The sequence below is a fragment of the Streptomyces sp. NPDC056479 genome (genome assembly GCF_042795335.1).
Lineage (GTDB): Bacteria > Actinomycetota > Actinomycetes > Streptomycetales > Streptomycetaceae > Streptomyces.
In genome coordinates this window covers 334741-352423 of the sequence record NZ_JBHTRZ010000001.1, presented here as the reverse complement: position 1 = coordinate 352423, position 17683 = coordinate 334741, and the positions used below count along the sequence as shown (strand labels likewise).

The following is a 17683-nucleotide window of genomic DNA, read 5'->3' as shown; positions in this document are numbered from 1 at the left end:
GACTGTCCAGGTCGGGTGTCAAGTGTCACTGAACACGAACCAGGTGCCGATGGCCGGTACCTCTCCATCGTTGCGGTAGCGGTGCGGGGTCGTCGACTCGAAGCAGACCGCGTCGCCCGGGCGCAGCGTGTACTCGTCGAAGCCGAGGGTGAGGATCAGCTCGCCCGAGGTCAGATGGCCGTACTCGGTGCCGGTGTGGCGCATGAGGCCGCCGGAGCCGGAGGAGGATCCGCCGGGCCGGTAGGTCACCAGCAGGAAGTCGACATGGGTGCCCGGAACCTGGCCGAGACGCTCCCACACCACGCCCGAGTCCAGCTCCAGGACCTCCCGCCCGTCGGGTGTGACCAGCGGACCTATGCGGCGGCCGGGGTCGGCGGCGAAGGCGGCCAGGGCGTGCGGGACGGTGCCGGAGGCCGCCTCCGCGGGAGCCGGGGCAGCGGCCTCGCCCGCGTCGAAGAGGGACTCGACGGAGATGCCGAGGGCCGTGGTGATGGCGTACAGCGTGCTCACGGAGGGCTGGCTCTTGCCGGTCTCGATCTGCGAGATCAAGCTCGCCGAGACCCCGACCTCACGGGCCAGCGCGCGCAGGCTCGTCCCGCGCGCGAGGCGCGCCTGCCGGATACGCGCTCCGACGGGTGGCGCGGTGGCGGGTGACACGGACGGCTCCTCCCCCGGTTCTCATGGGCCACTGGGCCGCGTGATGTGCAGTCTCATTGAACAACCGGAGCCGGTCATCGCACCAGAGCGGCAGCCGGGCGGCCCTTCGCAAGGCCACGACCTCAGCACCGGTGGGGGCACCCCGGCGCCTTCGGACGTGCTCACTCGAACGGTCCGGCGTGGCTGGTGAGCCGTCGGAGGCGGTGGTGCGCTGGGGGCACGCGTCACGTCCACAGGAGGCTGCCCAGATGACCCGTCGCCCGTCCCGATCTGTCCGTGTTCTTTGCTCGGCCCTGGCCGCCGGTGCGTTGCTGACCACCGCGGCCTGCTCGGACGGCGGCGACGAGGACGTCTCACAGGCCGGGGCCGTCGCCCGGCAGACGCCGTCCCCCTCGTCCACCGCCACGCTCACCGAGTCCGGCGCGCAGACCGCGCTGATCACCGCGGCGGACATCGAGGACGACTGGACGCAGGTGAAGGACTCGGAGGTCGCCAACTGGCACGACACCCTGATCATCGGGACCGTCGACGCCGACGACTTCCTCACCGGCAAGACGGATGCCGCCGACTGCCAGCGGCTGCTGGACGGCCTCTACACCGACCAGTTGCTGGGCAAGCCGTCCGGGGCGTCCGCGCTGCGCGGCTTCCAGCAGGACGAGTCCCGCCTGCTGTACCAGGTGGCCGCGTACGAGCGGACCGACCCGGAGGAGTCCCTGGCCTGGCTGAAGACCCTGCCGCAGGAGTGCGACCAGTTCACCGTGACCAACAACGGTCAGGAGAGCAAGGTCCAGGTCATCGAGACCTCCCTGCCCGACGTCGGCGACGACCGCGCCGGCCTGCGCATCACGGTGCAGGGCACGGCGGACGGCGAACCGGCGACCCTCACCGAGGACGTCGCCGCCGTGCGCGTCGGCATCGACGCGATCACCGTCACGGCGGGCGGCCTGGACGGGGACGAGCACGACTCCGTCGAGCAGGCGGTGAAGCTCGGCACCCAGCGCCTGAAGGACGTCCTGGCCGGGAAGTCGCCCGCGGCGACCCCCAGCGAGATCGAGTAGCACGGCCGTCCTGCCTCGCACCTGCCAACAGCCGTACCGGCTCTGCCGATTCCGGGGACAGCGTGATCAACGGAGCGGCACAATGGGGACGATGACCGGTTTCGGTCGTCTCTGCGAGGAGAGGACGAGTCGTGAGTGATGGCCACACCCCGTCGGGCGGGTCGGCGAGGCTGAACACCGGTGTGGCGCACAACGCGCGAGTGTGGAACTACTGGATCGGCGGCAAGGACAACTACGAGGTCGACCAGCAGGTCGGCGAGCAGGTCGCCGGGATGTTCCCGATCATCCGGGACATCGCCCGCGCGGACCGCGACTTCCTCGGCCGCGCCGTGCGCTTCGTGGCCGAGGAGCGGGGCATACGCCAGTTCCTGGACATCGGCACCGGCCTGCCGACGGCGGAGAACACCCACGAGATCGCCCAGCTCGTCGCGCCCGACTCACGGATCGTGTACGTCGACAACGACCCGATCGTGCTGGTGCACGCCCGCACGCTGCTGACCGGCACCCACGAGGGCGTCACCGCCTACATCGACGCCGATGTGCACGACCCGGACGCCATCGTCGAACGGGCCGCGCAGACCCTGGACTTCGACCAGCCGGTCGCGGTGATGATGCTGGGCATCCTCAACTTCGTCCTGGACTACGACAAGGCCCGCGAGATCGTACGACGCGTCCTGGCCGCCGTCCCCTCCGGCAGTCTCCTGGTCCTGACGCACCCCACCTTCGACTCCGAACTCGGCGGCGAGGGCCAGATCCCGGCGATGAAGTTCTGGAACGAGAACGCCACGCCGCCGATCACCGCCCGCAGCGGCACGGAGATCGCCGCGTTCTTCGACGGTCTGGAGCTGCTGGAGCCGGGGATGGTGTCCTGCTCGCAGTGGCGCGCCCCCGACTCTCCCGTCCCGGTACCGCAGTACGGCGCGGTGGCCGTGAAACCCTGACGCCGACAGGGACCGCACGCTCCGGCGCGGACCGGCCGAGCTCGTCGAGGAGACCGTATGACCACCCTTGCCGACCCCGTCCCGGGCGGGCGCCCCGGTGACGTGGAGCGGGCCGGCGCGCTGAGCGGCGAGCTGGCCGGGCGGGGCGTTCACGGGATCGTCCTGGCCTACGTGGACACGGCGGGCGTCGGCCGGGTGAAGACGGTCCCGACGGCGAAGCTCGCCTCGGCGGCGGCCTGGGGCGTCGGCATGTCGCCGGTGTTCGACACCTTCCTGGCGAACGACTCCATCGTCACCACGGACGTCCTCGGCTCCCCGGACGGCGATCTGCGTCTCTACCCCGACCTGGACCACCTGGTGGAGCTGGCCGGCCAGCCCGGCTGGGCATGGGCGCCGGTCGACCGTGTCACCCAGGAGGGCGAGCGGCATCCGGCGTGCAGCCGTACCTTTCTGCGGCGGACGGTCCGGGAGGCCGCCGAGCGGCACGGTGTCTCCTTCAAGGCGAGCATCGAGATCGAGTGGTCCGTCGCCCGACCGCCGGGTCCCGACGGCGCGTTCGTGCCCGCGGTGACGGGTCCGGCGTACAGCGCCACCCGCCAGGTCGAGTTGAGCGACTGCGCCGCCGATCTGCTGGCGGCGCTGGCGCGGCAGGGCGTGGACGTCGACCAGTTCCATCCCGAGTACGCGGCCGGGCAGTTCGAGCTGTCGGTGGCCGCGCTCGACCCGGTGGCGGCGGCCGACCACAGCGTGCTGGTACGGCAGACGATCCGCGCGGTGGCCCGGCGCCATGGCATCGCGGTGTCCTTCGCCCCGGCCGTCCTCGGGCAGGGCGTCGGCAACGGCGGCCATGTTCACCTGTCCGCCTGGCGCGACGGGTTCAACCTGCACACGGGCGGTGACCGCCGCCACGGTATGCGGCCCGAGGCCGAGTCCTTCGCGGCCGGTCTGCTCACCCACCTCCCCGCCCTCACCGCGGTGACCGCGCCCAGCCCGGCCGGCTATCTGCGGCTGAAGCCCTCGCAGTGGGCCGGGGTGTTCACCGCATGGGGCCGGGAGACCCGCGAAGCGGGACTGCGTGTCGTCACCGGCACGGCCGGCCATCGCGACCAGGCCGCCAATCTGGAGGTCAAGCCGGTGGACCTGGCCGCCAACCCCTATCTCGCCCTGGGCTGCCTGATCGCCGCCGGCCTCGACGGTCTGACGTCGGGCGCGCTCCTGCCCGAGGAGATCACCGGCGATCCGGCGCGGCTGAGCGCGGACGAGAGGGCGGCCCGAGAGATCCGCAGACTGCCGGCCTCGCTGGGCGAGGCCGTCGGGGAGTTCCGTACGAACCAGGTGCTGCGTGCCGCGCTGGGCCCGGTGCTCGCCGACGCCGTGATCGCCGTACGGCAGGGCGAGATCGACGCCGTCACCGGGCTGGACGATGACCAGGTGGCCGCGGCGTACCGGTGGAAGTACTGACATGAGCGCCACAGGGCCGGTCCACGAGGCGCTCGCGGCGCTGCCGCTGGTCGACCATCACTGCCACGGGATCGTCACCGCCGACCTGGACCGGGCCGGCTTCGAGTCCCTGCTCACCGAGGGCGGGCCATGGCCCGGCATCTCGACGTTCGACACTCCGCTCGGCATCGCCGTGCGCCGCCACTGCGCACCCCTGTTGGACCTGCCGCGCCACGCCGACGCCGACGACTATCTGAACCGGCGCACGGAGCTGGGGGGACGCGAGGTGAGCCGCCGGTTCCTGGCCGCCGCCGGGACCGAGGCGTTCTGCGTCGACACGGGGTACACGCCCCACCCGATCACCTCGCCCCAGGAGCTGGCGGGCATCGCCGACGCGGCCGCCTGCGAAGTCGTACGGCTGGAGTCGGTCGCCGAGGCGGTCGCGGCCGAGGGCGTCGAGCCGGACGCGTACATCGCCGTGTTCCGCACGACCCTCGAGGAGGCCGTGCGCCGGCCGGGCGTGGTGGCCGTGAAGTCGGTGGCCGCCTACCGCACCGGTTTCGAGCTCGATCCGGCGCGTCCCTCGGACGCGCTCGTCACCGCGGCGGCCCGGCAGTGGCTGGCGGACGGCGGCCGACTCGCCGATCCGGTCCTGGTACGGCATCTGCTGTGGACGGCGGTGGACCTGGGGCTGCCCCTCCAGCTCCACACCGGTTTCGGCGACGACGACATCCGGTTGCCCCGAGTGGACCCGACCCACCTCACGGACTGGCTGCACCTCACCAAGGGCACGATCCCGGTCCTGCTCCTGCACTGCTGGCCGTACCAGCGTCAGGCGGCCTATCTGGCGGCGGTCTTCGAGCAGGTGTATCTGGACGTGGGCCTCACCCTGCATCACGTCGGCCCGGCCCGCTCCCGGGCGATCCTGGCCGAAGCCCTGGAGATCACCCCGTTCCGCAAACTGCTGTACAGCTCCGACGCCTATGGTCTGGCCGAGTCGTACCGGCTCGGCGCACTGGCGTTCCGTCGCGGCCTGGGCGAGCTGCTCCAGGAACGGGTGGACGCCGACGAGCTGAGCCTGCCGGACGCGCTGCGGATCGCGGCGTGGGCGGCCGGCGACAATGCCCGCCGCCTCTACGGACTTCCCCGCCCCCCGTCCTCCGTCCCCCGTCCCCCTCGCGACTGAGCGTTCGCAATTCCTGGAAAGTATGATCAAGCAATGTCTGACATGACCGAAACCACGCCCGGCTGGCTGACCAGCGACGAGCTGGAGCAGGCACGCGCCAACATGCCCATTCTGTACGTCGAGGCAGTGCCCGTGCGCGTCGACGACAGCGGTGAGGTCACCAGCATCGGCCTCCTGCTGCGCATCGGATCGGACGGAACGGTCAGCCGGACCCTGGTCTCCGGCCGCGTGCTGCATCACGAGCGCGTCCGCGACGCCCTGCTGCGCCATCTGGAGAAGGACCTCGGCCCGGTGGCGCTCCCCCGTGTGCCGACCTCTCTCCAGCCGTTCACCGTCGCGGAGTACTTCCCGACGCAGGGCATCACGCCGTACCACGACCCGCGTCAGCACGCGGTCTCCCTCGCCTACGTCGTCCCGGTCACCGGTGACTGCCAGCCCCGCCAGGACGCCCTCGACCTGGTCTGGTTCAGTCCGCAGGAGGCCCTGTCGCCGGCGGTGCAGAGCGAGATGCCGGGTGGGCACGGGGTGCTGCTGAAGCAGGCGCTGGCGCATGTGGGCTGCGTGATCTGACGCGACCGGCGGGCGGGAGAGCCGTCGGGAGAAACAACAGAGGCAAGGAGGTCCGCCGACTCCTTGCCATGTTCAACGTATAGCGCACCGGGGGGCTTGCGGCAAGGCCCCCCTCGTGCAGCACAATCGCCCACCGAAGCCAGGACCTGCGGAAACGGGGATTGTGATGACAGACGTGATCGTTGTGGGCGGTGGCCCGACCGGCCTGATGCTGGCGGCCGAACTGCGGCTGCACGGCGTGCACGTGGTCGTGCTGGAGAAGCTGACCGAACCGACCCCGCAGTCCCGTGGTCAGGGGCTGCACGCGCGCAGCGTCGAGGTGATGGACCAGCGCGGCATCCTGGACCGGTTCGCGGCGGTCAGTGAGAAGTTCCAGGTCGGCGGTCTCTTCGGCGGCATCGCCAAGCCCTGGCCGGACCGCCTCGACACGGCTCACCCGTACGGCCTCGCGACCCCGCAGCCGGTCACCGAGCGGCTGCTGAACGAGCGTGCCCTCGAACTCGGCACCGAGATCCGGCGCGGCTGCGAGGTGGTCGGGCTGAGCCAGGACGAGGACGGGGTGAGCGTGGAGCTGGCGGACGGTACGCGGCTTCGCTCGCGTTATCTCGCCGGCTGTGACGGCGGCCGCAGTGTGGTGCGCAAGCTGCTGGGCGTCGGCTTCCCCGGTGAGGCCGCCACGGTCGAGACGCTGCTGGGCGAGATGGAGCTGACGGAGGATCCGGAGACGATCGACGCCGTCGTCGCCGAAGTCCGCAGGACCCAGCTGCGGTTCGGCGCCGCCGCCGACGCGAACGGGCTCTACCGCGTCGTGGTGCCCGCCGACGGCGTGGCCGAGGACCGTGCGGGCGAGCCGACCCTGGAGGATTTCAAGCGGCGGTTGCGGGCCGTCGCGGGCACCGATTTCGGTGCGCACTCACCGCGCTGGCTCTCCCGGTTCGGTGACGCGACCCGGCAGGCCGATCGATACCGGGTCGGCCGGGTGCTGCTGGCCGGCGACGCGGCGCACATCCATCCGCCGACCGGCGGGCAGGGACTCAACCTCGGAGTCCAGGACGCGTTCAACCTGGGCTGGAAGCTGGCCGCAGCGGTCCGGGGCTGGGCACCGGAAGGGCTGCTGGACACCTATCACGCCGAACGGCACCCGGTGGGCGCCGCCGTGCTGGCCAACACTCGCGCGCAGATCACCCTGCTGGGCACGGAACCGGGCCCGACCGCGCTGCGGGAACTGTTCTCGAAGCTCATGGACTTCGAAGAGGTGAACCGGTACGTCACCGGGATGATCACCGCGGTCGAGGTCCGCTACGACTTCGGCGAGGGACACGATCTGCTCGGCCGGCGCATGCGGGACGTGCCCCTCAAGCGGGGCCGCCTCTATGAGTTGATGCACGACGGACGTGGACTGCTGCTCGACCGGACCGGCCGGCTGTCGGTGCAGGGCTGGGCGGACCGGGTCGACCATGTCGTCGACGTCAGCGAGGACCTGGACGTGCCCGCGGCGCTGCTGCGGCCGGACGGCCATGTGGCGTGGGTCGGTGAGGACCAGGAGGAGCTGCGCGCAGGGCTGCGCCGGTGGTTCGGCGACGCCGACTCGGCTGTCTAGGTCCGCCGGGCGTCACTCCCCCGCGTCGGCCGGTGCCTTCGAGGTGCCGGCCGGCCTGCGGTACAGCAGCCGTGTCCCGATGGCCAGCAGCCACCAGTACTTGGCGAGGTCCGGCGAGTAGAAGGCCACCGGGATCGAGCTGGCGAAGACGAGGACCAGCAGGACGCCATGGCGGATCTCCCCCTTCAGTGCCGCGGGAGAGGCCTGCGGCACCGCCGAGGCGGGGTTCACGAGCAGGCGTACGTACATGCCGCACATCAGGGCCACGGCCAGGGCGATCGCCGCCGCGTAGCAGGCGGTCGCCGTGACCGTCTCGCCGTACTCGCTGATCAGCCGGGTCGGGAAGGGCAGTGCGGCGACCAGCGCCAGGAGCGCGAAGTAGAGCAGGAGCAGCCAGCGGTCGAGTGTCGCGATCAGGCGGAACAGGCCGTGCTGGACCAGCCAGAGCGTGCCGATGACGGCGAAGCTGAGCAGATAGGCGCCCATGGTGGGCACGGCATCCGCCACGGCGTCGGCGACCTCGGTCCCGGGCAGGCCGTCCGGGACGGTGATGTCGAGCGCGAGCAGGGTCATCGCGATGGAGAACACGGCGTCACCGAGGGCGAGAAGTCGTTCGGGACCCACGGCCACGTGACGGCGGTGCAGGCCGAAGGGGCGGTTCGTCATATCGGTGCCACCAGGCGAATCGTCAACGGTCCGGTGCGGCGGTGGGGCCGGGAAGGCAAGAAGTACCACGTGCCGCGGCGGGACCGACGGAGGCGAGTCGGCCCGTTCCGATCGGGGCCGCAATTAATTGTTGCCAAAGCTTACTTCACGTCTTGACGGAAGTGGTCCATACCTTTAGGTTCACGGGTCAGCCAGACCACCACGTGACGCACTCACCGTTCAGAAGGTGAACGCGGCCCCGGTTGCTCACCCCCACGAAGGGCTTCCGCGCACATGCCCAAGACTCTCCCCGCGGCCATATCCCTCACCGCGCTCTCCCTCACCACCGGCCTGCTCTCCACTCCCCCCGCACAGGCCGCACCCGACGACCCGGCCGCCCTCGCCGCACCGATGGCGGTGGCGCCCTACCTCTACAACGGCTGGGGCAGCCCGCCGAACCCCACCACGGTCAGCAACGCCACCGGCGTCAAGTACTTCACGCTCGCCTTCGTCCTCAGCAACGGCTACTGCAACCCGCAGTGGGACGGCGGCCGTTCGCTGACGGGCGGGGTCGACCAGCGCACGATCGAGACCGTGCGGGCGAACGGCGGTGACGTCGTCCCGTCGTTCGGCGGCTGGAGCGGCAACAAGCTGGAGAGCTCCTGCTCCAGTGCGGGCGAACTGGCCGCCGCCTACCAGAAGGTGATCAGCGCCTTCGGGCTCAAGGCCATCGACATCGACCTCGAAGCCGACGCCTACGACAGCCCGACCGTGCAGCAGCGCACCGTCGACGCCCTGAAGAAGGTCAAGGCCGACAACCCCGGCCTGAAGGTGTACGTCACCATCGGCACCGGCCAGAACGGCCCCGACACCAGCCTGATCGACCGGGCCGCGGACACCGGCCTGACGGTGGACGCCTGGACGATCATGCCGTTCAACTTCGGCGGCAACGGACAGAACATGGGCGAGCTGTCCGTGCGGGCCGCCGAGGGGCTCAAGAACTCGCTGAAGTCGGCGTACGGCTACAGCGACGACCAGGCCTACCGGTCCATGGGCATCTCGTCGATGAACGGCATCACCGACCAGAACGAGACCGTCACGGTCAACGACTTCAGGACCATGCTCGCCTACGCCCAGCAACACCACCTGGCGCGGCTGACCTTCTGGTCCGCCAACCGGGACCGCCCCTGCACCGGCGGCCCCGCCGACAGCTGTTCCGGCGTGAACCAGGCCGACTGGGACTTCACCCGGGTGTTCGCCGGATACACCGGCTGATCCAGCCACCCCCACCAGCGTCGACCCTCCCCCGGCCCCGGCCTGGGGAACCCCCCGTATCGCTTCGCTCGGCGAGGAGAATCAGTGCTCACCTTTGTGCGTCCCGCGCTCAGGCGCCTCCGCAGATCCACCGCCGTCACGGTCGTCACCGTGGCGGCCGCGTCCCTGCTCACCTCGGCGCCCGCGCCCGCCGGCGCCGCGGAGAGCGCGGCGGCCGCGCTGCCCGCCGACTTCGCGACCATCATGAACGCCGCGAGCGGCAGGTGCCTGGACGCCCGAGCGGCCGCCACCGCCAACGGCACCGTCGTGCAGCAGTACGCCTGCAACGGCTCCACGGCCCAGAACTGGAACTTCACGCCCACCAGCGACGGCTACGTCCGCATCAACAACCGCAACAACACCGGCCAGGTCGTGGACGTCGCCGACGTCTCCACCGCCGACAACGCGCCGGTCCATCTGTGGGCCTACGGCGGCGGCGCCAACCAGCAGTGGCTGCCCGTCGACGAGGGCGGCGGCGTCTACCGCTTCGTCAACCGGGGCAGCGGCAAGTGCCTGGACGACCCGGGCGCCTCGCTCGCCGACAGCGTGCAGTTCGTGCAGTACACCTGCAACGGCAGCGCCGCCCAGCGGTTCCAGGTGGTCCCCGTGAACCAGTCGACGGCCAATCCGGACCTCGGCCCGAACGTCGTCGTCTTCGACCCGTCCATGTCGTCGTCGACGATCCAGAACCGGCTCAACTCCATCTTCCAGCAGCAGGAGACGAACCAGTTCGGCTCCCAGCGCTACGCCGTCATGTTCAAGCCGGGCTCCTACAACGCGAACGTCAACGTCGGCTTCTACACCCAGGTCGCCGGACTCGGGCTGTCCCCGGACGCGGTCACCATCAACGGCGCGGTGCACGCCGAGGCCGACTGGTTCCCGCCGCAGAACGCCACCCAGAACTTCTGGCGCGGGGCCGAGAACCTGTCCGTCAACCCGTCGGGCGGCGGCGACCGCTGGGCGGTCTCGCAGGCGTCGGCCTATCGCCGGATGCATCTGCGCGGCAACCTCGCCCTGGACGACGGCGGCTGGTCCAGCGGCGGTCTGCTCGCCGACACCAAGGTCGACGGCCAGGTCAACTCCGGCACCCAGCAGCAGTGGCTGACCCGCAACTCCCAGCTCGGCAGCTGGACCGGCTCCAACTGGAACATGGTCTTCGTCGGCAGCCAGGGCGTGCCGGGCACCAGCTTCCCCAACCCGCCGTACACCACGGTGGGGCAGACCCCGGTCAGCCGGGAGAAGCCGTTCCTGTACGTCGACGGTGACGGCACCTACAAGGTGTTCGTGCCGTCGGTGCGGTCCAACTCCAGCGCCACGAGCTGGGCGGGCGGCTCCGCGTCCGGCAGCTCGATGTCCCTCGACTCCTTCTACGTCGTGAAGCCGGGCGCGACCGCCGGCGACATCAACGCCGCGCTGGCGGCGGGCAAGAACCTGCTCGTCACCCCCGGCGTCTACCACCTCAACCAGACCCTCCAGGTGAACCGCGCCGACACCGTCGTCCTCGGCCTGGGGCTCGCCACGTTCATCCCGGACAACGGCGTCACCGCCATGAAGGTGGCCGACGTCGACGGCGTGAAGATCGCGGGCGTCCTCTTCGACGCGGGCACCACCAACTCGCCCACCCTGATGGAGGTCGGCCCGACCGGTTCGTCCGCCTCGCACGCCACGAACCCGACGTCCCTGCACGACGTGTACTTCCGCGTCGGCGGCGCCGCCGTCGGCAAGGCGACCACCAGCCTCGTCATCAACAGCGACAACGTCATCGGCGACCACATGTGGATCTGGCGCGCCGACCACGGCAGCGGCGTCGGCTGGAACTCCAACACCGGGGACACCGGACTGATCGTCAACGGCGACAACGTCACCGCGTACGGCCTGTTCGTCGAGCACTACCAGAAGTACCAGACCATCTGGAACGGCAACGGCGGCCGGACGTACTTCTACCAGAACGAGATGCCGTACGACCCGCCCAACCAGGCGGCCTGGATGAACGGCTCCACCCAGGGCTACGCGGCCTACAAGGTCGCCGACTCCGTCACCAGCCACCAGGCCTACGGGCTCGGCAGCTACTGCTTCTTCAACGTCAACCCGAGCGTGGCCGCCGAGCGGGCCATCGAGGCTCCCAACAACGCGGGAGTGCGCTTCACCAGCATGGTGACCGTCTCCCTCGGCGGCACGGGCACCATCCGGCACGTCGTCAACAACACGGGCGGCCCGTCCAACTCCACGTCCAACGTGGCGAATCTGACGAACTACCCGTAGCGCGTCCCTGAGCTCTGCCGTCGGCCGCCCCTCCCAACGAGGGGCGGCCGACCCGCCCCCCGACACCTCAAAGGAGCGTCCTCAACCATGTCCCTGACCCAGCTCAGACCCCGGCTCGCGATCTTCGCGGTGCTCTCCGCCGTTCTCACCGCCCTGCTCACCGTGACCCCCGCCCAGGCCGCCGACGGCACGATCACCGGCCTCGCCGGCAAGTGCGTCGACGTGGCGGGCGCGAGCAACGCCAACGGCACCGCCGTACAGCTCTACGACTGCAACGGGACCGGCGCGCAGATCTGGTCCAACTCCGGTGACGGCACCCTGCGCGCGCTCGGCAAGTGTCTGGACATCGTCGACCGCAGCACGGCGGACGGCGCCGCGGTCCAGCTGTGGGACTGTTCGGGCGGGGCGAACCAGCAGTGGGTGGTCAGCGGCGCGCGTGACATCGTGAACCCGGCCGCGAACAAGTGCCTGGACGTCCGGGAGAACAACAGCGCCAACGGCACCCGGCTGCAGATCTGGACCTGCACGGGCGCCGCGAACCAGAAGTGGAACGCGCCCGCGAGCGGGGGCGGCGGCAACCCGTCCGGCTTCGTCGTCAGCGAGGCGCAGTTCAACCAGATGTTCCCGAACCGGAATTCGTTCTACACGTACAGCGGCCTGACCGCCGCGCTGAGCGCCTACCCGGGCTTCGCCACCACCGGCAGCGACACCGTGAAGAAGCAGGAGGCCGCGGCCTTCCTCGCCAACGTCAACCACGAGACCGGCGGACTCGTGCACATCGTCGAGCAGAACACCGCCAACTACCCCCACTACTGCGACTGGAACCAGCCCTACGGCTGCCCCGCGGGTCAGGCCGCCTACTACGGACGCGGTCCGATCCAGCTGTCGTGGAACTTCAACTACAAGGCCGCCGGTGACGCGCTCGGCATCGACCTGCTCAACAACCCCTGGCGGGTGCAGAACGAGGCTGCCGTCGCCTGGAAGACCGGCCTTTGGTACTGGAACACCCAGTCCGGTCCCGGGACGATGACCCCGCACAACGCGATGGTGAACCAGGCCGGCTTCGGCCAGACCATCCGCTCCATCAACGGCTCCCTGGAATGCGACGGCAAGAACCCGGCCCAGGTGCAGAGCCGCGTCGACGCCTACAACCGGTTCACCTCGATCCTCGGCGTCTCGCCGGGCGGCAACCTCTACTGCTGACGGGGAGTCGAGATGCGCACGTTCAGATCCCTCGCCCGGGTCCTCCTCGGCACCCTCGGCGCGATGACCTTCGTCGTGGCCCTCCCGGCCAGTGCCCACGCCGGAGTGCTGACCCTGCTGCCGCAGAACGCCGACGGCCTGGAGCAGACGTTCTCCCCGGCCTACGACTACGACGGCGACGGCTGCTACGCCACGGCCGCCATCGGCGCCGACGGGACCCTCAACCCGGGTCTCAAGCTCGGCGGCGACGTCAACGGCAAGTGCCACGACTACGCCCAGCTGGCGAACGCCAACACCTACTCGCGCGCGAAGTGCAACAACGGCTGGTGCGCGGTGATGTACGCCAGCTACTTCGAGAAGGACCAGATCACCCTCGGCCCGGCGGCACTCGGGCACACGCACGACTGGGAACACGTCATCGTGTGGGTCAGCAACAACCAGGCCGAGTACGTGTCGGTGTCCCAGCACAGCACCTACCAGCTGGCCGCCCGTTCGGCGATCCGCTTCGACGGCACCCACCCGAAGATCGTCTACCACAAGGACGGTGTCTCCAGTCACTGCTTCCGGTTCGCCAACGGCAACGACGAGCCGGCGGAGAACGCCACCGGCAACTGGTTCTTCCCCCGCCTGGTGGGGTGGGAGGGCTATCCGGCCGGATACCGCGACAAGCTCATGAGCGCCGACTTCGGATCGGCCACCGTCAAGATCGACGACGGCGACTTCCAGTGGGCTCTCAACTACGCGAAGCCGTCCGGCATCCCCTTCGACGCCTACGCCTGACGCTCGACAGCGCACGGCCCCGCAGGCACTCGCCTGCGGGGCCGTCGCATCGCGTGCGGTGGCTACGCCCCGCGTGCCTCGCGTGCCGCCCGGGCGAGGTCCATGTCGGTCGTCTCCGGGGCGAGGAACTGCGAGACCAGGCCGCCCAGCGCCAGCACCCCCGCACCGATCAGCAGCACGAACTCCGCCCCGAACCGGTCGAGTCCCATCGGCAGCAGGAAGGTGCCGATGGCCGCGCCGATCCGGCTCATCGCAGTGGCGAAGCCGACGCCGGTGGTGCGCAGGGAGGTCGGGAAGACCTCCAGCGGGTAGATGGCGGTCAGCGCGCTGGAGGCGGCGTTGAGGAAGATGAAGAACAGGAAGCCGCCGACGATGACCGGGGTGGACGTGTGCCACAGCGCGACCAGCGCCAGACAGCCCGCGGTGATCCAGAACGGCGGGATGAGCAGCCTGCGGCGGCCGATCCGGTCGACGACGAGGCAGCCCGCCGTCACGCCCGCCACCGCGGTGAAGGAGTAGACGAGCAGCGCCGCGACCGCGTTGTCCCCCATGTTCAGGGCTTCGAAGACCTGGGTCCAGAACGTGCCGATGGCGAAGTACGGCAGGACGAGCGCGGCCCAGAAGACGCTGGCGAACACCGTGCTGCGCAGGTGCCGCCGGTTGAACAGCGCCCGGAAGCCCTCCCTCGCGGGCGCTTCGGACTCGTCGAGTTCGGCATCGACGTCCACCTCGATGCCGTACTTCTCGATCAGCGCCTCGGCCTCCTCGCGGCGCCCCCTGCTCAGCAGCCAGCGCGCCGACTCCGGGATGCCGCCGCGCAGCGCGACACACACCACGGCGATGACCGCGCTGCTGGCCAGGGACCACCGCCAGCCGCCCTCGACGTCGGCGAACAGGGCACCGACGACCGTCGCGAGCGCGTAGCCGACGTACCAGCTGATCTCCAGGCTGGCCAGCAGCCGGCCACGGCCCTTGCGGGGCGCGTACTCGGACAGCAGCGGCGCGCCGATCGCGTACTCGCCGCCGATCGCGACACCCATCAGCAGACGGATGAGGAAGAGCTGGAGTCCGTCGCTGACGAAGAACTGCAGGACCGAGCCGATCAGGAAGATCAGCATGTCGACGAGGAACACCGGCCGCCGGCCGAACCGGTCGGCGAGCCGCCCGAAGAGCGGTCCGCCGATGAAGATGCCGATCAGCGGGGACGCGCCGACCAGTCCCTGCATGAAGGTGGACAGATGCAGGTCGATGGTGAGCGCGGCCATCGCCATGCCGATGCCGCCGATGATGTAGCCGTCGATGCCCTGCCCGATCTGCGTGGCGAGCTTCAACTTGGTGTGCAGACGGCGGCGTTCACGGCCGAGGTGTTCGGGGACCTCAGGGGTACTGGGCTGATGCTGGGTCGCAGGCGTCATTGCCATGGGCGGTCCTTGTCGTGAGCGGCGGGAGAAGACGGGAGAGGTGGGGAGGGGCAGGGATCAGAGGGGCCAGTCGAGGGCGATGTACTGCGTCTCCAGGAAGGCCTCGATGCCCTCGCGGCCGCCCTCCCTGCCGAGGCCGGACTGCTTGACGCCGCCGAACGGGGCCGCGGGGTCGGACAGCAGGCCGCGGTTGACGCCGACCATGCCGGCCTCCAGACGTTCGGCGATGCGCAGCGCGTGGCCGACGTCGCGGGAGTAGACGTACGAAGCCAGCCCGTGGACCGTGGCGTTGGCACGGGCGACCATCTCGTCCTCGTCGGTGAAGGTGGTGAGCGGGGCGACCGGTCCGAAGACCTCTTCGTGCAGGATGCGTGCGTCGTCCGGGACGTCCACGAGAACGGTCGCGGGGTGGAAGTGGCCGGGCCCCTCGGGTGTGGTGCCCTGCGCCGCGATCGTCGCGCCGCGCGCGAGGGCGTCGTCGACGAGGGAGCGGATCTTGTCGACGGCCGCCCGGTTGATCATGGGGCCGAGGGTGACGCCCTCCTCCAGGCCGGGTCCGGCGCTCACGCCGGCCATGGCGGCGCCGAACTTCTCGGTGAACTCGGCGGCGACATCGGCGTGGACGTAGAACCGGTTGGCGGCGATGCAGACTTCGCCGCCGCCGCGCATCTTGGCGTCCATGGCACCGCGCACGGCCGCGTCCACATCGGCGTCCGCGCAGACGACGAAGGGGGCGTTGCCGCCGAGCTCCATGGTGACGTTGACGACTTTCGCGGCGGCCTGCTCCAGGAGCAGCCTGCCGGTGGCGGTGGAGCCGGTGAAGGAGAACTTGCGGACCCCCTCGTCGCCGAGCCAGGCCGAGACGACCTCGGGCGCGCGGTCGGTCGGCAGGACGTTCAACAGGCCGTCGGGCAGGCCGGCTTCGGTGAGCAGCGCGGCGACCGCGAGGGCGGTGAGCGGGGTCTCGGGGGCGGGTTTGAGCAGGACCGGGCAGCCTGCCGCGAGCGCCGGGGCGATCTTGCGGGTGGCCATGGCGGCGGGGAAGTTCCAGGGGGTGACGAAGGCGGTGACGCCGACGGGGTGCTTGCGTACGACGTGGCGGTAGCCGCCGGCCGGAGCGTCCCCGAAGGAGGAGCCGACGCGGACCGCCTCCTCGGCGAACCAGCGGAAGAACTCGGCGGCGTAGCCGACTTCCGCCGCCGCGTCCCGGTACGCCTTGCCGTTCTCCAGCACGATGAGCCGGGCGAGGGTGTCCGTGTGCTCGCGCATCAGTTCGAAGGTGGTGTGCAGGATCTCCGAACGGCGCCGGGCCGGTGTCGTACGCCAGTCCTCCGCGGCGGACCGGGCCGCCTCGATCGCGGCGCGGGCGTCTTCCACGCCCGCAGAGGAGACCTCGCGGATCAGCTCGCCGGTGGCCGGGTCGTGGACGGGGTAGGTCCGGCCATCGGCGGCCGGGAGCCAGCGGCCGCCGAGGAACACATCGCCTTCCGCGAACGGGCCCTTGGCCAGGAGGTCGATGCCGGCGAGGTTCATGAGCTGCTCTTTTCTCCGTTTCGGACGGGGCTCGTCCGATGCGCGGTGAATTTACGAGCGCGTCATACGGCCGACAAGGCCACTCCGGCGGATCGAAACGGGGGTTGCTCTGAGGGCAACTCACCGATCATGGGCGGGAGTACGGCCCTGGCGTGCGCGGTCAGGTCAGCCGGGCCCGCAACTGTGGAGTGCGCCGCGGTTCCCAGCCCAGCAGCGACGACACCCGTGCCGCCGCGCGGGCCGTCGTACGTCCCGCCTCGTCGAGACGGTCACCGAGCCGGGCCTTGGGGGCGGAGATGTTGATGGCCGCGACGACCCGGCCCCGGAAGTCGCGCACCGGCGCCGACACACCGACCAGCCCCTCCTCGAACTCCTCGCTCACCCGCGCGTACCCCTGCCGCCTGGCGTCCTGGATGAGGGACCACAGGTCCTGCACGGGCATCTCACCGGTCGTGCCGAAGCGGACGTACAGCTCGTCGGGCGTGGCGTCGGCGAGCAGGACTCGACCGGCGGACAGCCGCCAGGCCGGCACTCCGCGCCCCTCCCAGCCGTGGACGCGGAAGGAGTGCCCGGAGACCGACAGCAGGGTGAGGACCTCACGGTCGCTGAGCACACACAGGTGGCTGGTCTCCTCCAGGTCCGCCGACAGGGTGTGCATGACCGGTTCGGCCACCCGTACCAGCCGGCTCTCGGAGGTCCGGGCCACCAGGGAGAACAGCCGCCAGCCCAGGCGGTACTCCAGGGTGTCGGGGTCCCGCTCGACGATCCCCTCGGCGGCCAGTGCCTTCAGGGCCCTGGAGACCTGGGTCTTCTCCCGGCCCACCAGCTGGGCGAGGCGGACGACACCGAGGCCGCCGGCGTTCTGGGCCTCGTCGGAGGCGAGCGCCTCCAGCAGGTCGATGTCACGGCGCAGGCCGTGTCCGCGGGAGGCCGAGGAAGAGTCGGTCACGGGGTCATCGTATGCGCGTGCGTCGGTGAAGGAACCCCCAGGTCAGGCCGGAAGTTGTCAAGAGAGCAACCGGCATTTCGATTCCCGCGAGCGCCTTGCGAGGGGTGTCCCGCGGACCTAGATT

14 protein-coding genes and 1 pseudogene are annotated in these 17683 nt (G+C 70.5%); 10 read left to right on the top strand and 5 right to left on the bottom strand.

The window, feature by feature from the left end; translation table 11 throughout:
• Positions 1 to 18: 18 nt before the first annotated feature.
• Positions 19 to 657 (bottom strand): helix-turn-helix domain-containing protein, encoded by a 639-nt coding sequence (locus tag ACFQ6S_RS01510; RefSeq protein ID WP_383401777.1) that lies wholly within the window; start codon positions 655 to 657, stop codon positions 19 to 21.
• A 248-nt stretch (positions 658 to 905) separates the two neighbouring features.
• On the opposite strand from ACFQ6S_RS01510, the gene ACFQ6S_RS01505 reads away from it, so the two are divergent.
• From ACFQ6S_RS01505 to rox, 6 genes are all read left to right on the top strand, one after another.
• Positions 906 to 1715, top strand: a complete 810-nt coding sequence (locus tag ACFQ6S_RS01505; protein WP_383401775.1) for a hypothetical protein — start codon at positions 906 to 908, stop codon at positions 1713 to 1715.
• Positions 1716 to 1846: 131 nt separating this feature from the next.
• Positions 1847 to 2656, top strand: a complete 810-nt coding sequence (locus ACFQ6S_RS01500; RefSeq protein ID WP_383401772.1) for an SAM-dependent methyltransferase — start codon at positions 1847 to 1849, stop codon at positions 2654 to 2656.
• Positions 2657 to 2713: 57 nt separating this feature from the next.
• Positions 2714 to 4117: a glutamine synthetase gene (locus ACFQ6S_RS01495; RefSeq protein WP_383401770.1), complete on the top strand. Its 1404-nt coding sequence runs from the start codon at positions 2714 to 2716 to the stop codon at positions 4115 to 4117.
• A gap of 1 nt (position 4118) precedes the next feature.
• On the top strand, positions 4119 to 5282 hold the full coding sequence (locus tag ACFQ6S_RS01490) for an amidohydrolase family protein (protein ID WP_383401767.1): 1164 nt from the start codon (positions 4119 to 4121) through the stop codon (positions 5280 to 5282).
• A gap of 42 nt (positions 5283 to 5324) precedes the next feature.
• Positions 5325 to 5852: an NUDIX hydrolase family protein gene (locus ACFQ6S_RS01485; protein WP_383404257.1), complete on the top strand. Its 528-nt coding sequence runs from the start codon at positions 5325 to 5327 to the stop codon at positions 5850 to 5852.
• A 166-nt stretch (positions 5853 to 6018) separates the two neighbouring features.
• Positions 6019 to 7452, top strand: a complete 1434-nt coding sequence (gene rox / locus ACFQ6S_RS01480) for a rifampin monooxygenase (protein ID WP_383401765.1) — start codon at positions 6019 to 6021, stop codon at positions 7450 to 7452.
• Between the two features lie 12 nt (positions 7453 to 7464).
• On the opposite strand, the gene ACFQ6S_RS01475 is transcribed toward rox, so the two are convergent.
• Entirely contained in the window at positions 7465 to 8118 is a 654-nt protein-coding gene (locus tag ACFQ6S_RS01475; RefSeq protein WP_383401762.1) for a TMEM175 family protein, read from the bottom strand.
• A gap of 381 nt (positions 8119 to 8499) precedes the next feature.
• Between ACFQ6S_RS01475 and ACFQ6S_RS01470 the strand changes: the two are divergent.
• From ACFQ6S_RS01470 to ACFQ6S_RS01455, 4 genes and pseudogenes are all read left to right on the top strand, one after another.
• Positions 8500 to 9372: pseudogene (locus ACFQ6S_RS01470) on the top strand (chitinase); the annotation flags it as partial.
• 96 nt (positions 9373 to 9468) lie between these two features.
• On the top strand, positions 9469 to 11673 hold the full coding sequence (locus ACFQ6S_RS01465) for an RICIN domain-containing protein (protein WP_383404255.1): 2205 nt from the start codon (positions 9469 to 9471) through the stop codon (positions 11671 to 11673).
• An 87-nt stretch (positions 11674 to 11760) separates the two neighbouring features.
• Complete coding sequence (locus ACFQ6S_RS01460; RefSeq protein WP_383401761.1) at positions 11761 to 12876, top strand: glycoside hydrolase family 19 protein; 1116 nt, start codon at positions 11761 to 11763, stop codon at positions 12874 to 12876.
• A gap of 12 nt (positions 12877 to 12888) precedes the next feature.
• Positions 12889 to 13656: an NPP1 family protein gene (locus tag ACFQ6S_RS01455; protein WP_383401759.1), complete on the top strand. Its 768-nt coding sequence runs from the start codon at positions 12889 to 12891 to the stop codon at positions 13654 to 13656.
• A 62-nt stretch (positions 13657 to 13718) separates the two neighbouring features.
• On the opposite strand, the gene ACFQ6S_RS01450 is transcribed toward ACFQ6S_RS01455, so the two are convergent.
• From ACFQ6S_RS01450 to ACFQ6S_RS01440, 3 genes are all read right to left on the bottom strand, one after another.
• Positions 13719 to 15077 carry an MFS transporter gene (locus ACFQ6S_RS01450; protein ID WP_383401756.1) on the bottom strand — a complete coding sequence of 453 codons (1359 nt, stop codon included), beginning with the start codon at positions 15075 to 15077 and terminating at the stop codon, positions 13719 to 13721.
• A gap of 57 nt (positions 15078 to 15134) precedes the next feature.
• Complete coding sequence (locus tag ACFQ6S_RS01445; RefSeq protein ID WP_383401754.1) at positions 15135 to 16610, bottom strand: NAD-dependent succinate-semialdehyde dehydrogenase; 1476 nt, start codon at positions 16608 to 16610, stop codon at positions 15135 to 15137.
• Positions 16611 to 16770: 160 nt separating this feature from the next.
• On the bottom strand, positions 16771 to 17559 hold the full coding sequence (locus tag ACFQ6S_RS01440) for an IclR family transcriptional regulator (RefSeq protein WP_383401751.1): 789 nt from the start codon (positions 17557 to 17559) through the stop codon (positions 16771 to 16773).
• Positions 17560 to 17683 lie beyond the last annotated feature (124 nt).

Bases quoted from the DNA above. Each gene is read 5' to 3' on its own strand.
- ACFQ6S_RS01505 (WP_383401775.1), top strand. From the start codon at position 906: ATGACCCGTCGCCCGTCCCGATCTGTCCGTGTTCTTTGCTCGGCCCTG.
- ACFQ6S_RS01495 (WP_383401770.1), top strand. From the start codon at position 2,714: ATGACCACCCTTGCCGACCCCGTCCCGGGCGGGCGCCCCGGTGACGTG.
- ACFQ6S_RS01490 (WP_383401767.1), top strand. From the start codon at position 4,119: ATGAGCGCCACAGGGCCGGTCCACGAGGCGCTCGCGGCGCTGCCGCTG.
- ACFQ6S_RS01485 (WP_383404257.1), top strand. From the start codon at position 5,325: ATGACCGAAACCACGCCCGGCTGGCTGACCAGCGACGAGCTGGAGCAG.
- rox (WP_383401765.1), top strand. From the start codon at position 6,019: ATGACAGACGTGATCGTTGTGGGCGGTGGCCCGACCGGCCTGATGCTG.
- ACFQ6S_RS01475 (WP_383401762.1), bottom strand. From the start codon at position 8,118: ATGACGAACCGCCCCTTCGGCCTGCACCGCCGTCACGTGGCCGTGGGT.
- ACFQ6S_RS01460 (WP_383401761.1), top strand. From the start codon at position 11,761: ATGTCCCTGACCCAGCTCAGACCCCGGCTCGCGATCTTCGCGGTGCTC.
- ACFQ6S_RS01455 (WP_383401759.1), top strand. From the start codon at position 12,889: ATGCGCACGTTCAGATCCCTCGCCCGGGTCCTCCTCGGCACCCTCGGC.
- ACFQ6S_RS01450 (WP_383401756.1), bottom strand. From the start codon at position 15,077: ATGGCAATGACGCCTGCGACCCAGCATCAGCCCAGTACCCCTGAGGTC.
- ACFQ6S_RS01445 (WP_383401754.1), bottom strand. From the start codon at position 16,610: ATGAACCTCGCCGGCATCGACCTCCTGGCCAAGGGCCCGTTCGCGGAA.